The 16,843-nt window shown below is 36.7% G+C and carries 15 protein-coding genes; 2 read left to right on the top strand and 13 right to left on the bottom strand.

The window, feature by feature from the left end; genetic code table 11:
* Positions 1-11: 11 nt before the first annotated feature.
* Positions 12-842, bottom strand: coding sequence for a 5-dehydro-4-deoxy-D-glucuronate isomerase (gene kduI / locus QFZ31_RS22755; protein ID WP_307307239.1), 831 nt, complete (start codon positions 840-842; stop codon positions 12-14).
* Positions 843-1,270: 428 nt separating this feature from the next.
* Here kduI and QFZ31_RS22750 point away from each other — a divergent pair, with 428 nt between their 5' ends.
* Positions 1,271-1,555 carry a hypothetical protein gene (locus tag QFZ31_RS22750; RefSeq protein WP_307307236.1) on the top strand — a complete coding sequence of 95 codons (285 nt, stop codon included), beginning with the start codon at positions 1,271-1,273 and terminating at the stop codon, positions 1,553-1,555.
* A gap of 47 nt (positions 1,556-1,602) precedes the next feature.
* Positions 1,603-2,844 carry an ATP-binding protein gene (locus tag QFZ31_RS22745; RefSeq protein ID WP_307307233.1) on the top strand — a complete coding sequence of 414 codons (1,242 nt, stop codon included), beginning with the start codon at positions 1,603-1,605 and terminating at the stop codon, positions 2,842-2,844.
* 254 nt (positions 2,845-3,098) lie between these two features.
* Here QFZ31_RS22745 and QFZ31_RS22740 read toward each other — a convergent pair whose 3' ends face one another.
* From QFZ31_RS22740 to QFZ31_RS22685, 12 genes are all read right to left on the bottom strand, one after another.
* A complete protein-coding gene (locus QFZ31_RS22740) occupies positions 3,099-3,764 on the bottom strand; it encodes a DNA-binding response regulator (RefSeq protein WP_307307231.1) in 666 nt (221 codons plus the stop codon).
* 718 nt (positions 3,765-4,482) lie between these two features.
* A complete protein-coding gene (locus QFZ31_RS22735; protein WP_307307229.1) occupies positions 4,483-5,334 on the bottom strand; it encodes a creatininase family protein in 852 nt (283 codons plus the stop codon).
* A 34-nt stretch (positions 5,335-5,368) separates the two neighbouring features.
* A complete protein-coding gene (locus tag QFZ31_RS22730) occupies positions 5,369-6,736 on the bottom strand; it encodes an MFS transporter (RefSeq protein WP_307307225.1) in 1,368 nt (455 codons plus the stop codon).
* A 176-nt stretch (positions 6,737-6,912) separates the two neighbouring features.
* Positions 6,913-7,674 carry an AraC family transcriptional regulator gene (locus QFZ31_RS22725; RefSeq protein WP_307307222.1) on the bottom strand — a complete coding sequence of 254 codons (762 nt, stop codon included), beginning with the start codon at positions 7,672-7,674 and terminating at the stop codon, positions 6,913-6,915.
* Positions 7,675-8,347: 673 nt separating this feature from the next.
* On the bottom strand, positions 8,348-9,328 hold the full coding sequence (locus QFZ31_RS22720; protein WP_307307220.1) for an FAD synthetase family protein: 981 nt from the start codon (positions 9,326-9,328) through the stop codon (positions 8,348-8,350).
* Positions 9,329-9,439: 111 nt separating this feature from the next.
* On the bottom strand, positions 9,440-10,705 hold the full coding sequence (locus QFZ31_RS22715) for an MFS transporter (protein ID WP_373459930.1): 1,266 nt from the start codon (positions 10,703-10,705) through the stop codon (positions 9,440-9,442).
* A 263-nt stretch (positions 10,706-10,968) separates the two neighbouring features.
* A complete protein-coding gene (locus tag QFZ31_RS22710; RefSeq protein WP_307307214.1) occupies positions 10,969-12,132 on the bottom strand; it encodes a homogentisate 1,2-dioxygenase in 1,164 nt (387 codons plus the stop codon).
* A 28-nt stretch (positions 12,133-12,160) separates the two neighbouring features.
* The gene (gene fahA / locus QFZ31_RS22705) at positions 12,161-13,459 is read right to left on the bottom strand and encodes a fumarylacetoacetase (RefSeq protein ID WP_307307213.1); all 1,299 of its coding nucleotides are present in this window, start codon (positions 13,457-13,459) and stop codon (positions 12,161-12,163) included.
* A complete protein-coding gene (locus QFZ31_RS22700; protein WP_307307209.1) occupies positions 13,456-14,412 on the bottom strand; it encodes a hypothetical protein in 957 nt (318 codons plus the stop codon). Before QFZ31_RS22700 ends, fahA begins: the two co-directional genes overlap by 4 nt.
* 93 nt (positions 14,413-14,505) lie before the next feature.
* The gene (locus QFZ31_RS22695) at positions 14,506-15,054 is read right to left on the bottom strand and encodes an NADPH-dependent FMN reductase (RefSeq protein ID WP_307307206.1); all 549 of its coding nucleotides are present in this window, start codon (positions 15,052-15,054) and stop codon (positions 14,506-14,508) included.
* A 26-nt stretch (positions 15,055-15,080) separates the two neighbouring features.
* Positions 15,081-16,124 carry an LLM class flavin-dependent oxidoreductase gene (locus QFZ31_RS22690; protein WP_307307204.1) on the bottom strand — a complete coding sequence of 348 codons (1,044 nt, stop codon included), beginning with the start codon at positions 16,122-16,124 and terminating at the stop codon, positions 15,081-15,083.
* Positions 16,125-16,364: 240 nt separating this feature from the next.
* Entirely contained in the window at positions 16,365-16,688 is a 324-nt protein-coding gene (locus QFZ31_RS22685) for a DUF3870 domain-containing protein (protein ID WP_307307201.1), read from the bottom strand.
* Positions 16,689-16,843: the final 155 nt, after the last annotated feature.

Genomic DNA, 16,843 nt, shown 5'->3' with positions numbered 1-16,843 from the left:
GTTAATACAAATTATCTCAATTCGTCCATTGTTACTTGATCCATGTCGTTGTAGGTTTTATTATCGCCTGCCATTGCCCAGATAAACGTATAATTACTAGTAGCAGCTCCACAATGAATGGACCATGGAGGAGAAATCACCGCTTCTTCATTTTTCATGACAATATGACGCGTTTGTGTTGGCTCGCCCATCATATGGAACATTCTTGCATTTTCAGCTAAGTCAATGTAAAGGTAAACTTCACTTCTACGGTCATGTGTATGTGTTGGCATTGAGTTCCACACACTTCCCGTACTTAATTGAGTCATCCCCATAACAACCTGACAGCTCTGAATGCCTTCTTTGTGAATCATTCTGCGAATTACACGATCATTTGCTGTTTCTAATGCGCCTAATCGATCACCTTCAATATCTTTAAATGCCACGTGTTGGGTCGGATATTCTTTGTGAGCTGGAGCAGAGTACAAGTAAAATTTTGCAGGGCTTTCTGCTGATTCACTTGTGAAAAGCAACTCTTTTTTACCTAAACCGATATACAAGCAATCTTTATTTTCCATCGCGTACGTTTCACCATCAACCGTGATACTTCCAGTACCGCCAACATTGAAAATCCCAACTTCTCTTCGCTCTAGGAAATATTCAGCTTTCATCTGATCATTACCCTTTAAAGAAATACTTTCTTCAATCGGAGTGACACCTCCAATAATTGCACGTTCTTCCATCGAATAAACGAGTTTAGTTTCTCCTGGTACAAATAACTCTTCTATTAAATAATGTTTCCGAATGTCTTCCGTCGTAAATGTTTTGGCATGATCTGGGTGTGTCGAATACCTGATATCCAAAGTGTACATCTCCTTTTATGTAGCTGTTAATTCGTTCCGTATTGTGGAACTATGTTTCATAATTTAATTATAACGCTTTCTTTGCAAAAAAACTAGGTATAATGTGAAGAAATCGTGAACCTTTCCATGTTTCCATGGGGACGGTTCTCTTGGTCTAAACAACTAGTCGCTGGGCTTCTTGCGCTGGATCACATTAAACGGAAAAAGGCACAACTAGCTACTATCCGCTAGTTGTGCCTTTTTTGAGCGCAATACTTATTAAATTTCCAATAAAATTAATCACCATTTTTTACTTTTTTGAGGTTTGGTAAATAAAAGGCAGCCCGACTATGATAATATTAATATAATTTTTCATCGTAAAATTATGGGAGCCATAATATCATGTTAATTAAAAAGCAGCCATTCATTTCTTAGAGGAGAAACAAAAAGTGAACATTCAAAAATTACACAATAAAAATGTTTTGTTAATCAGTATTTTATGGGGCTGTTTTATCCTATGTATGCTAGTCCAAATTTTAAAAGATAAAGATCCTATTTTTATCGCTATCCTTTTTGGTAGTGGGCTATTAGTATGTGGAACAATATCAATTTTCGTTTACAAGAAAATTTTTATTAAGCAAACCATGTATTTATGTGTACTGGGAATGTCATTTGTTACCTTTGTACTTATAGATAATGAGCCTGTAATAGCTAATTTCTACCTCATTTTTTAGTGATTTTTATTTTATCTTTATATCATGATTACCGCCCAGTACTTTTAATGAGTATACTGAGTATTTTTATAGGTGCCCATTTTTATAAATACGAAGAACGTCTTAATTATACTTATCGCGAAGGTGACTTTTCTTACTTCCTATTTACACTTTCTGTTACCTTTCTAGTCGCTTTCCTGCAGATTCGCTATAGCAGAGCAGTAGAAAGAGATGATAATGCGAAAAAGGAAGAAGTAAGAAAGGACAATGAACAACAAATTTTAGCTCTAATCAATTCAATGCCCGATTTAATTTATATTCAGGATAGCACAGGAAGATTTATTGAAATGAATCAGTATGCTAAAGATTTATTTAAACTGAAGGATATTGATTATAGGAACAAACATCTGGAAGAACTTTTTTCCGAAAATGAATGGTTTAGAAACTTTCAAAATTGCTTTTCAAACGATGAAATTTCTTGGGAGAAGGGTATACCGTTTAGATTCGAATTGGATCTTGCTATAGAAAATCAATTCTCTGCTACATTCGATATTATAAAGGTTCCTACTTTTTTTGCAGACGGCAGTAGGAAAAATTTATTGGTGATAGGCCGTAATATTACAGAACAAAAGAAGGCATATGACCTCGTTTTAAGATCAGAAAAACTTGCTGTGGTAGGCGAACTTGCTGCTGGTGTTGCATATGAAATCCGTAACCCGCTAACTTCAATAAAAGGGTTTATCCAGTTAGCTAAGCAAGTACGTGAATTCAATCCCGATTATTTACAAATTATGTTAAGTGAAATAGTGAGAATTGAGTCTATTGTTTCCGAATACTTATCATTAGCGAAACCAAACCAAAACTCACCAAAATCTCTTCAGCGTATGGATCATCTTGTTAGTAATGTAATTACTCTTTTTGAAAGTCAAACTAACCTGAGAAATATTATGATTCATTCAGAACTAGATCAGTCTTACCAAATCATGTGTAACCCCAACGAAATAAAGCAAGTGTTGATTAATATATTTCAAAATGCGATTGAAGCCATTGGAAGTAATGGGGATATTTTTATATATTTGAGGAATGTCCCAGAAAGTGGAGTAGAAATTACCTTTATTGACAATGGATGTGGTATTGAGGAAGAACGATTAAAGAAGATAGGTGAGCCATTCTTCTCAACTAAGGAAAAGGGGACAGGGCTGGGATTGTTAACTTCAAATCGTATCATTGAAAAACATAATGGTACGATAAAGATTACTAGTGAAGTAAATAAGGGGACCGAAGTTAGAGTTTTTTTGCCTACTAGCTAGCTTTGATTTAGCAAACTCATTTTGATGCGGCACGGTTTCTAAGCTTGAGTAACCAGCGAAAAAAATAAGCGGAGAATTTCCGGTTAATTGCCGAATGGCACTCATTTCGGGGTATATAGGCGGAGTTTTTCCGCTTATGCAAAGCAAACTCCCCCCATTTACCCGTTTTAAGAGTCATTAGGCGGAATCTCTCCGTCTATTTAGCCTAGTTTCCATGCTATTTTTTAATTAGGCGGAATTCTTCCGTCTATTTTTCAGATCGGGTGCTTAACCTGATCCCCCAACCGATAAGTGCGGACCCTCATGTTCCCAGATGCAGGAATCAGCATCTTCTTATCGACTAGTTGAGAGAGTACTTTTTTTACGGTTTTGTCAGTTAACTTCAAATACGTTTCGACTTCTATAGGGGATATGGCTTCTCCTTTTCGAATCGCTAGACGAAGCACTTCCTTTTCAAGAAAAGACAAAGAGGTGGTCTGGTCCAATTCATCACCTAGCCATCGGCCAATCACTTGCTGAACAATCTGTTGGCAACGACGAGGCTTCTCACTAACTTGATCATAAGAAAAACGGATTACGGTCCATCCGTCAATCACCAACTGGTTTTGACGTTCCAGGTTGTCTGCAAATTGCCATCTGCTTATGTTCTTTAGATGAGGGCCATACCCGTCGACCTCAAGACAAATCCGGATGGCGGGACGAATATAAGCAAAATCCAAATACTTTTTACCATCTTTGAAATCATCGACTTCATACTCTGGATGAAGATAGCGAAAGTGGGAAAATGAGGGCCACCACACTTGCTTCAAAAACAACATTTCAGCCTGGTTGTGACCTTCTTGTAAGCGCCGCAGCCGTTCACCGGTTCTTGCTTCCAAGTGACCATTCATAAAGGCCTGGTATTCTTCTTCAAATCCCATAGCATCCTACTCCTATCTAATTTGGCTCTTGTCTTTTACAGAGCTCTTTACTCTTCTCTTCCTTGTGCTCATTCAATTGAGTCGGTGTAAAAATAACCGCACCACATATAAAAGGTTTACTTCTCTTGAGTTACCATGAATCTTTTCGACGTTTGAATAGATAAAATAATGGAGATGATTCATGCAATTTGAGTGAAAAAAGAGGTTTAGTGTGGGTGGCGTAGCAATAAAAAGAATGGATACAACTATTTTTAGTTTAATAGAATTCTAATATTTGTCAATTTGGTTTCTTTATATTTCGACAATAATATAATTTCTACCCTCCCAACCTCAAGGAGAGGTCTTTGGCTATTAACCTCAATTACCTATAATACTAGTATGTAAGTTACCGCTAGGGTTATCAACCTTCGAAAAAAATAGGCGGAGAATTTCCGGTTAATTGCAGAATGGCACTCATTTCGGGGTATATAGGCGGAGTTTTTCCGCTTATGCAAAGCAAACTCCCCCCATTTTCCCGTTTTGCGAATCATTAGGCGGAATCTCTCCGTTTATTTATGCTAGTTTCCATGCTATTTTCTAATTAGGCGGAATTCTTCCGTCTATTTATCAGACGAGTGCTTAACCTGTTCTTATATTTCTATTTTGCCTTATGCGTCGAAAAATCTGAATTATAAACAAAACAAGCCGTGCGAATCCATAAGGTTCGCACGACATATTTTTACGCCTTCCCACCTGGAAAATGTGCCCCGTATTTTGGGAGAATAATATCCTTCGTATAAACATCCACTTGACGAAGTGTTTCAACGATCGCAGGCATATCTAATGCCTTTACAAGTTCATCAATCGCTTGAACACCCCTATCAGCAAAAACTTCTCTTTCTTCAGCTGTTTTCAAAAGTGGTGTAGCCATATGATCAGATGGTGCATCAAAGTAAGAACCCACCGCACCAGATTGGTATGCATATTTCCCTAATAAATTACCAGGATTCTTCCCCATCCCTGCTAACATATGCCCAACATCATAGGTAACAGAATGAGATTCTGGAATATTCAATGGAACATCCTCTAATCTGCCTAAAATTTTATAAGCACCAATGGACATATCATGGAATGACTCCATCAAATTGAAATGGGCTGCTTCACCTGCTTTTATAACATCCATATACAAGATCGGCACCTTTGTTTCATCAAAGAAATCACGAACCATACCACTTACGGTCATATGAGCTGGACCATGACTAGTGATATAAATTTGGCGTCTAAAGCCTTGATTTAGTAAGGACTTGGCTATCTTATCTAAATAAGCCATTCCGTCCCTTACGCTCATTTGTATTGTTCCCCGACCAACAATCGTTCCGCCTGGAAAGAAATAAGGTAAATTGTGCAATACAAGCCCATCTGATGCTTCAGCCATTTTTAAAGCAATCGCTTCGGCTAAAACTGTTTCAGAATCTAGTGGCAAAGCTCCATGCGTTTCGGTTACCCCAACTGGAACATAAATTATATCATTACCTTTTAAATACTCTTCGACTTCCCCATTTGTGAGTTTTGAAAGGAATCTATTTCGCAAAGTATATCTCTCCTATCATGGAATCTCTTTATAATTACGAAGCTCTTCTTTCTTTTAATACAGCATACATTTCATTTGTGCTCTTTGAATTTAAGTTAAAGATTAAGCCAACACCGATAAGAATGAGAATAAAAGCGACAACTGGCATACCTGTGTACATTTTTAAGATTCCTTCGGCCACTTCTTGTGGTTGTGTTTTTGCACCAGATACAAAGCCAACCCAGCCTAAAGAGTAACTTCCAACCGCTGCTCCTAATCCCATACCTACTTTACGTGCGAAAGAATAGAGGGAGTAAAGCGTTCCTTCAATTTTCTTTCCTGTTTTGTACTCTGTATAATCGATACAGTCTGTAACTAACGCCCAGACAAGGATAACAAACACGGATGAACCAATTGTTGCGAAATTGTATAATGCCGCAAATACATATACATTTTCAAAAGTAACTAGAGTCATTAATGCGGAAGCAACTAAACTGAATGCGGATGTAGCAAGAATTAAGTTTCGTTTATTGAATTTTGCTACGAGTTTTGGAATAACAACGAATAACACAAGGATAATTCCCATGCTAATGAAAGAGTTGATTGCAAAGGCACTAGGCATGTTGTAATACTCTGCAAATACATAAGCAGCTAAAGTAGTAACACCTGAAATAATTAAGGTAGAACCTAGCGTTGCAACCATCATACCGATTAATGGTCTGTTGGAAAATGCCTCTTTAAATGCATCCTTGAAATCGTAATCCGGCTTAGTACCAGCAGGCTTTTCGTCACGGATACGTTCAGTTGTTAATTTTACAAGCCCTGTATAGGATAATAATGATAAAATACTAAAGACAATAGCAATATAGAAGAATGCTTCAGGAACCACATTCCCAGCTTTATCATAGATGAACATAGGAACAAACGATAAGAATCCAACGCCAACAATCATACCGCCGATTGAACGGGCACGAGATAATTTTGTACGTTCAACAGGATCATTGGTGATAACCGATGCTAATGAACCATATGGAATGGCATCAGCCGTATACGCAACACAGAAGAACAAATAAGCAGCGACTACCCAAATATGAGTCGCGGTAGATCCCCAACTTGAAATATCAGCAAAAGCGAGTAAACATGCTGCAGCTAGTAACCATTTAGAAAAGCTGATCCAAGGCAAGAACTTATTTCCACTTTTTCCTACTCTGTAACGGTCCGTAATGGTTCCCATAATTCCAGTGACAATGGCATCGAATATCTTTCCGACTAAAAACATTGTCCCCATAAAGTAAGGGCTTACACCTAATACATACGTACAAAAGACAATAAAGAAAGACCCAATATACAAGTTAACGAAACTTCCACCAACATCTCCCAGCATATACCCAACTTGGTCTTTTACTCCAAACTTTTTCATCATTGACTCTCCCCTTTTTAACCGATTACATATTAGTGAAAATTCAGTTTCTCTCTGTAAGCGCTTCAGCTAGTACTTGATTACTAGTATACATCGAATAGTGAAATCACTTTTGCACTACAATTGCATGTTTTTATAGTATAATTGCACATTTTATAAAAAAAGAAGTGCATGATTTCTCATGCACCGTCAAAATGATTCATACTTCGATTCGATAATTTCTTCTTTTTATACTCTACGGGCGTGAGCCCTTCAACATCTTTAAAAAATTTGGAAAAGTACTGAGAGTTGCTAAACCCAACCATAATGGCAATTTCAGTCATGGAAAGATTAGAGAAAAGAATTAGTTCTTTTGCTTCTTTTATTCTTCTCAGATTTCGATAATGGCTAATGGTAATTCCTTTTTCTTTCTTAAACACACGCATCAAATGCGAGGGATGAACATGTAATTTCCCTGCCATTTCCTCCATTGAGATGTCCTCTGAAAAATTCATTTCAATATAATCTTCGGCCTTTTCCACAATGGTTTGCTTGTTGTTCTTAGATTTTCGAATGGAAGGGTCGGTATACTCTGTTATCATATTGGAATGAATCGTATCTAGTTCAGGAATCGTTTCGGCATGCTCAATCATGATCGCATATTTTTCTGATATAAAGTGGGTTTGCCATGCACTTAACCCTCCCTTTTCAGCAGCATAGCTATATAGGGTATTGTGGGACAATAGAATATTTTTATAGGATCGAACTTTATTATTTGGAACTCGGTTAAGAATGTTTAATTGGTTCTCTTCCAATTCCTTATATAGGTCTTTTTCAAATTGTGTTACCAACTCTTTGTCACCAAGTTGAATCCCATAGAGTAAACTTTCCCTTAGCTTATGAATCGTTTCCATGTATTCAGGAGTAAGCCCATTTCGATTGGCTTGCGTATGTTCTTTCATCTATAGTCCCTGCCTATTTATGTACCTTAAGATTTTATTTACTATTCTTTGCATATTTTTAACTGGCTATTAACCTCATGCCCAAAGCCTACACGAAGGTACGAGTTACCCATCCCTTTGTTTCTATTCACTAGACTAAATGTACCTTTATTATTATATCATTTTTTGACAATTTTCTTTCTCACAAGGAGGAGCAAATGCTGCATTAATAGGACGTAATGTAATTCTAATCAATCGATTAATTAAATCCAACTCATACTAATCAAACGCTTGATTAACTAGCGAATAAACCCTTTGTTATATGCGTTTTTGCTTGTTTTAAGGAGAGGAAAATGTCGAAAAAAGGAGTGATTTTGTTGATTGCTCCTTTGAACTGACAATAGAAACTAGTAAAATACGCAATTGGAAAAATTTTACTACTAAAAATACCAACTAAACGTTTGATTAAAAGCACCTAAGCCCTTATGTAAAAAGAACTTTTACCAGTCTCTGATAAAAGTCTTGTCGATTTTTAGACTCATTGGAATTTCTCTGGATGGTGCCAGGCACACCGTTCATTTAACTTTAAAGATTAATTCAAAGCTTCATCAATTATAACGTATCTAACTAGCTGCAAATGGCTACCCTGTCTATTTACCAATCACCCCCATTTTCTTATCATCTCTTTTCAAACTCAATGATTTTCGAACTCCCAGCACAGGGAAGGTTCACATGGTTTCATAACGGGTCTGGTAAAAAAAGCCACTAGAACCGTCCCCATGATTCCGAACTTGTTAGGAAAAACCCTGGGTTTTATTATAGCTGAACTTTCCAATATTTTCACTGTTTTAGAAGACCTTTTATTTATCCACTTTATAATCACTTCGCTATACTCAACTATCCTTATTGGCTGAGGAATCTCAATTTCTGCAAATGTTTTTCCATCTCTTTCCTCATAAACATGACAATTACTATGAAATGTCCGGTCATCAAAAGAAACAACTACTTCATAGCCTCCATTATTAGGCATTATATTGTAAGGAGCAACTTTAAATTCTGCAATAGTAAAGTCCCCTTGTGTATAAATCCCTGTAACTTTTCCTTTCGACTGATAATAGTCTCCTAGATAATTTACAATTTGTTTCACTTGCCCAGTTCTTAGCAAATTTCTTATCAAAGTCGAACTAACTTTCTCACCGAATTGTTCTACCTTTGGCACCATTGACACACGGAATGCCCCTTTTCCATGTGCTTCAAGAGTATGAATATTCCCTTTCCCTTTACTGCCATAGGTAAAGTCAAACCCTGCCACAATTTGCTTAGCTTCTAGAGGAATAAGATATTTATCAACAAATTCCTCTGGATCCATACTTGCAAATATCTTATCAAATCGTACAACATACAATTGATCTACACCGATCTTTTCTAAAATCTCTATTTTTCTCTCAATGGATATTAAATAGTTAAACTTAACCTGATTTAAGACTTCTTTTGGATGAGGAAAAAACGTTAGAACCGCTGATTGCAACCCACTTTGTTGCGATATCCGCTTTACATTCTCAATCAATTTCCTATGTCCTAAGTGAATTCCGTCAAAAAAACCTAGAGCCATAACACAAGGCTTTATGTCCGTTGTCCTACATTCCGAAAAATGATTGATAAAAAAAGTTTGCAAACTAACCAGCTCCTCCTGGTTTTCTTATAGAACTTATCATTGGACACAATGTCCTGTTAAAATGGCTTGTACCATTCCCAGTTTCAGAAAGGATACAAGCCATCTAGTTATTTATACAATTTCATCTTTTTTATTAGGAACTAAAATAATCCCGATTGTAGCAATGATCCCAGCAATTACAAATGTATAGAAGCTCCAAAGTAAATCAACATTTAAACTTAGCAAGAAGCCCACAAGAATAGGTCCTGAAATAGCTCCAATTCTACCGATTCCAAGCCCAAATCCTAAGGCAGTTGCTCTTGATTGGGCAGGATAATACTTTGTAACAAAGGCATTTAAAATTTGTGTACTGCCTACAGCACCAAAACCTGCAATTCCAACCAATAAATAAGTAACTGCAATTGGAGGTGCACCTAGCGTTAGAAAAAATGCGGCTATAGCAGCAAGGAAATAGGACACACCAATGACTCTTTTTGACCCAAAGCGGTCCGCAATAAAACTAGCTAACATTGCACCAATACCCGCTGTCAGATTCATGACAAGTAAAAATGATAAACTAGAGTTGAGTGAATATCCTGATTCTCTCATTATTTGTGGTAACCATGTATTTAAGCCATATACTAAATAGAAACCCATTACATATGTTAACCAAATAAATAGTGTTGCTCTAAAATATTCTTTTGTAAATAACCCTTTGATCGATTTCTTGTCTTTCCCCGCGGTTTGTTCGGATTTCTTTTTTTGTTCTCGGAAAAATGAAATATCCATTTGATAACGTTTACAAATAACTTCAGCTTCTTTATCCCGATTTCGGGATAGAAGAAAATCAACAGATTCTGGTAAAAGCTTGATCATAATAGGGATTAATAATAAAGGTAAAGCACCAATCCAAAACATTAATCTCCAACCAAATGATTCTAAAAGAAAAATAGCCAATATAGCACCCAAAACCGTTCCAAACGAGTAACCTGAAAACATTAGTGCATAGTTTAAAGACCGGCGGTTAGTAGGTGAATACTCGATGGCAAGGGCAGAAGCCGTTGGGATAACTCCACCTAAGCCGATTCCCCCAATAAAACGAAATAGACCGAACATTTCTGGTGAAGTAGCTACTGCACAAGCAATCATAGTTAGTGAGAATACAGTTACACAAATGATTAATGTCCACTTTCTTCCAAAAAAGTCAGTAATAGCACCAATCGAAACCGCACCGAATAGCATTCCAAATAAGGCATAGCTGCCTATTGCACCAGCTTGTGCTGCAGTTAATCCCCATGGCTGATAATCTAGTAAACTAGGAAGAACCGCTCCATAAATCCCCAAGTCGTATCCATCTGCTAATATACAGAAAAAACAAATACTTAAAACAAAATACATTAAAGAACGAGGAACCCCAGCTTTTGAGAGTTCAACATTTGTATTTTGAGGTATTACTTTAACTACTTGACTCATTCCATTTCACTCCTTAAATCAGGCTCATAAAATTTAATAATGGGTCAATCTCTATTAAGTTCTCCTTCAAATTTTGTTTGAAGGACCCTCTTTTTAGTAGATGGGGTTCCTACTAACAGCTCCGACTGTAATCCATAACCCTTACAGGAATAAGCAATTACAAATAAATTTTTTAGAAACAGAGAATGTTATTTTTTCTCAACCCAACTGTATTGATAATTTTCATCTTCTAATTCCAGCGCTTTTTTAATCACTTTTAAAGGACGGAATGTATCAATCATCACCGCTAATTCTAATGTTTCTTTTTTGCCGATACTATCTTCCACTTTCCCTGGGTGCGGTCCATGTGGAATTCCCCCAGGATGTAATGTAATCGACTCTTGTTTGACCCCTTTTCGGCTCATAAAATTGCCTTCGACATAATACAAGACTTCATCACTATCCACATTACTATGATAGTAAGGGGCAGGAATCGCATTCGGATGATAATCATAAAGTCTTGGAACAAATGAACAAATAACAAAATTATGCCCTTCAAATGTTTGATGAACGGGCGGCGGTTGATGTATACGCCCAGTTATTGGCTCAAAATCTCCTATATTAAATTTCCAAGGATACAAATAGCCATCCCAACCTATAACATCAAGTGGATGATGTTTAAAATAGTGAGAATGAATATGATCCCCCTTTTTTATACGGACTTCGAACTCTCCTTCTTCTGCATAGGTAACTAATTCCTCTGGTCCCTTTATATCCCTCTCGCAAAAAGGACTGTGCTCCAGAAGTTGACCAAATTCATTACGATATCGTTTAGGTGTCGTAATCCAGCTAGTAGTTTCAACAACTAGGAACTTTGATTCTCCCGGATTTGGCTCAACCCGGTATATCGTCCCGATTGGAATCACAATATAATCACCCGGTTCATAATAAATCGTTCCAAAAGTGGATTCAATTTTCCCCGTACCATGATGAATGAAAAGAAGTTCATCCCCTTCTCCATTACGATAAAAGTAATCCATTTTCTTAGTAGGATTTACTACCCCGATAACTAAGTCTTCATTTCCAAGCACATACTCTCTGCCCATAACAGCATCACTTGGTTCTTTATTCACATTATCGGTATAGAAATGACGCGGGCGAAGTGCGCTCTGTTCTTCGTATGATGGGTTACTCTCTCTAAATATGGCAGATTTAAAAAAACTAGTTGGCGGATTATGGTGATACAAAATGGATTGGATACCTGAAAACCCCTTCGTCCCCATAACCTGTTCTCTAAATAATGAATCATCCTCCTTTCGAAACACCGTGTGTCTCTTTGGAGGGATTTTTCCCAGTTGTTGATACCAAACCATAAAAGGTAATCCTCCCTTTTTACAAGAATCAGTTATTTAATGCCGTTTCTTTCTTATTTATTACCTGTTCCTTATTAAGCGCTGGCTGAATAAGACCAACAACTTCCCCAAAACCGACCCGGTAACCGTCTCCTTGGCAAAAACCGGTCATCGTTAATTCATCCCCATCTTCTAACCATTTTCTTTCTTCGCCATCCTCTAGTTGAAGTGGTTCCTGACCTCTCCAGGTTAACTCTAATAAACTACCACGAGATTCTTTTTCAGGACCGCTTATGGTACCGGATCCAAGCAAATCGCCCGGATTTAAATTACAACCTCCAACCGTATGGTGTGCAATTTGTTGTGCAATACTCCAATATAAATAACGATAATTACTAGAACAAATTTGAGTCGGTGCTTTCATTTTTTCCGATTTCAAATAGACTTCAAGTTCAATATTAAAAGATCCCTGTTTTGTTTGGTCTAGATATTCCAAAGGTTTAGGTTCTTGAACAGGACCAGCTACACGGAAAGGTTCTAATGCTTCTAATGGGACCACCCATGGCGATATGGAAGTGGAAAAGTTTTTAGCTAAAAACGGTCCTAATGGTTGATACTCCCATGCCTGAATATCACGAGCACTCCAATCGTTCACCAAAACCATTCCAAAAACATGGTTTTCTGCCTCTTCAACAGAAATTGGTTCACCAAGTTGATTTCCGCCGCCGATCACACAACCCATTTCCAACTCGAAGTCTAGTTGTCTACATGGTTCAAAAATCGGAGATTGATCAGGTAGTTTTATCTGACCTAGAGGGCGGCGGATATTTGTTCCACTTAATACAACAGAGCTTGCTCTCCCGTGATACCCTACCGGTAAATGAGTCCAGTTTGGCATTAAAGCATTTTCTTTGCCTCTGAACATAATTCCAACATTTGTCGCATGTTCCTTCGAAGCATAAAAATCTGTATAGTCCCCTATTTTAATAGGTAAATGCATGGTTACGTCTTTTCTAAGAATGAGCGCTTCACTTCGTAATTCATCATTATCTCTAAGCTTAGACTCATCCTCAGATAACAAAAGTTGAAGTTTCTTACGGACTTTCGTCCAAACTTCCTTTCCTAGTTCCATAAATGGATTAAGTGATGGCTGGTTAAATATTTTTTTATTAACTTGGATTATTTCTTTGAAGTAACCCTTATCTTCCAATATGGATAAATCTAATACATAGTTTCCAATCGCAACCCCGACTCTTGGCTTTGGCTGATTGCTGGTGCTAAAAACGCCATATGGGAGATTTTGTATAGGGAAATGGGATTCTTCACTCACATGAATAAAAGATTTCATTTTATGACCTCCTGTCTACTTAATTCTAATAATTCATTTTTAGGTTCATCAAAGCTGCAACTTCCAAATGAACACAAATATTTTCGGAGAATTACGATTTCTTCCGATGAAATACTATACTGCTTCCAAGCGAGATACTCATCTTCAATTTTAAATTGATTCGGATCTTCTTCAGTTAGAATTTCTTTAACCTTAGCTTTATCTAAGTTGTGATGATAAGCTAGCATGCCAGCTAAAAAAACGTTTAGAAACCCATGCATCTTTGCCTCTACTTCATTTCTAAACATACGAACTGGGTGATGCAAACCAGCTGTAAACTTTATCGGTAAATGTCGGTCACGACATGCAGAAATAGCAAAAGCTACCCTATCAATACTTGGAATCATTTCTGCCTTAATCCCACCGGTTCGGAGCTTAACTCCTAACTGATTTGTATGTTCTAAATTAAATTTAGCAATGGCATCCAATGACTTTAGTAAATAATCTTCCCAGTTCGTTTGGCTGAGCAAATTAACTTCACAGAACACTTTTAGTCCTATTGATTCTGTTACATCGAACAATTCATTTAACAAGTCTTGTGTCGTCATAACTGGTGGTAATGGAAGTTCATAGGTATCTATCTTTGACCAATTAGAAAATGTTTCATTATAATGCCTAATTTGCTCTATATCTTCTTTCAGTTGAAGAATACACTCTTTTTTAGACTCACTTTTTCTACCAACAACTGAGAGGAGAAGCGGACTTTTATCAGTAAAAAGTTGTCTAAATTTCACCAATTCGTTTAAATTTGTAACAGGATGAATAAAAGGACCTAGCATCCATGAATCATCGCTGTTAACATAATGCGAATAATTTTTGATTGCCACGTTTATTGATAAATTAGCAGGTGGAAAAAGACCTGCGTAGTCAACTAGATCACTTAAAAAGGCTTTAAGACTTGAACGGTTTTTCACTTTTCTCACTTCCTTACTATAAAAAACAACTTATAAGATTGTCCGCCCTCACTAGTATGAATGAATGAATGAATGAGAGCGGATTAATTTTTATTATCTAACCAATACTTTCCCTAAACTCTGCTGCATATGAACGAGTTCACCTGCTAGATTTTGTATTCTCTCTTTAATTTCCGCATCATCAATTTCATTTCGCTTATTAAAGTGTGCTGCATTTACATATACAAAACTTGGAGCTAAATAAGCACGGAAATAAGACATGATCGGTTTTAATTGATTTTCAATCATTAAATAATGCTGATAGGTTCCACCATTAGCCGCAAATCCCATTACCTTATTACGAAAAACTTCAGGAGGAATTAAATCGATAAGATTCTTTAATGGTGCAGGGATGGAACAGTTGAAAACAGGAGAACCGAATAAATAAAAGTCTGCATCGGTTACTTTACGGATTACTTCTCTTGTATCCCCATTATAGTCCTCTTGATTTCTTCCATCACAAAATTGCAAATCATAATTCCTTAAATCAAGCATTTCTACTTCGATTTCTGGATGGGCTCTTTTCACTTCATCCAAGATCGTTTGTACTAATATAGAGGTTTTTGCTCCGACAATCGTTCCTGAAATACCGAGAAGCTTCATCTTGCTTCCCCCCTTGCTGAATGATTTTACCCTTTGATGGCAGTAGCAAATTCTTTTTTCTCTATAGCATTTTCTTTAAATGCGGGCATCACTTCTTTTGCGATTAATTCCATAGATTTTAATACCTTCTCATGAGGCATTCCACCATAATTCATAAGCATCATAACGTGATCGCAACCGGCATCTTGATATTTTTTCAACATTTCAATTACATCTTGAGGAGAACCGATTAGTACTTGTTCTCGATCTCTTAAATCCTCGTATTTTGCACTCTTTCCATACATACGTGTATCTAGATACAAGTCTAGATGTGGCTTAGCTGTCGCGATTGCTTCCTCTGTTGTTTCGGCCACATAAGTATGAAGGGCAAGTGGGATGTTAATTTTCTTTTCATCATGACCAGCTTTTCGGTAATTTTCCTTATAGTTTGTAATGATCTCTTTTAATTCAGGTAAGGAATTACAAGCTACATATGGCACACCACTAATGTTGTAGCCCATTTTACCAACAAAACCAGCGCCGTTATGACTTAATGTCCCAATCCAAATTGGCATTTCCGTTTGTTTCGGAGTAACTTCAAGTTTAATATCCTTGAATTGATAATAGTCCCCTTCATGTGAGAACGTCTCACCTTTCCATGCTTTTTCAATAACAGCAAGAGAATCATTGAATCTTAAAGCTTTATCTTTCCCTTCAACATTAAAACCTGCAAATTCATGTGGAAGATAGCCGCTACCTAACCCCAGATTTAAACGGCCGTTACTAAGAACATCAAGCAATGCGTAATCCTCCGCAACTTGAATCGGATTCTTAAATGGCAGTGTTACAATCGCCGTCCCAAGCCGAATATTCTTTGTACGTTCAGCAGCAACAGCCAAAAATGTTTGAGGTGTAGTCATAATTCCATACTCACTAAAATGATGCTCTGCAAACCATGCAGCATTATATCCTAACTCATCCCCTGCCACCGTTTGATCCAGTACTTCATGTAAAAATTGTTCTGGTGTCCGTTCAAATGATTCCTTTTGATTCTTATAATTGTCAAATACAGTAAATAAACCGAATTCCATTAATAAAACCTCCATTTAACTAAATTTTTCCAACAAAAAAACCAGCAGCGATAGAAAAAATTTCGACATGGATTTACTCCTCAGTCAGAAATTTTTCTTAAAGCTACTGGCTCTTTATCCACTCTTTGAGGTTCGGCCCTAGTCCTTGCTCAGTAAATAATCCAGTTAAACACTAGTTTTATGTTGTTAACGTTATTCTATTACAAATTTTCTGCTAATTGCAAGGGTTTTCATTAAAATTTATTTTTTATTTTCATAATAATTTTTTTTTGCTGAAATCAACCCTTGAATGACAGCTTTTTGAGGTGGAGCTATAAATCTATTTTCTAAATCTTTTATAATTTCTTCTGTTTCTTTTAAAGACTTTCCTCTTAATATACCCCCGAGAAAGTTATTGGTTAAATCCTGTAAAAAGGTAAATGTTGCTTCCATAATAATATCTGTTTCCGTATCTACCATTAAGATACACCCTATTGTTTTTTGCACTTCATAAACTGGTGTTCCCTTTGGCAGTTGCGCAAATCCTGTTACTAGAATATAATTTTCTTTCACTTCCAAACTCATTAAGTCAACCCCTTATCCTTTTTACTAAATAATATTACAATAGATTATCTTTCTACTCAACTTACATTTAGGATATTCTTCTTCTTATTAATTTTCTTTCACTAGCGTTGAAATAAATAAAAACAAAAATGTCAAGTGTTAACTGCTTTATGCTT

This window comes from Neobacillus niacini, assembly GCF_030817595.1.
In the GTDB taxonomy this organism is placed as follows: domain Bacteria; phylum Bacillota; class Bacilli; order Bacillales; family Cytobacillaceae; genus Neobacillus; species Neobacillus niacini_G.
The sequence above is the reverse complement of the archived record's forward strand: the minus strand, read 5'-3'. Positions and strand labels throughout refer to the sequence as shown.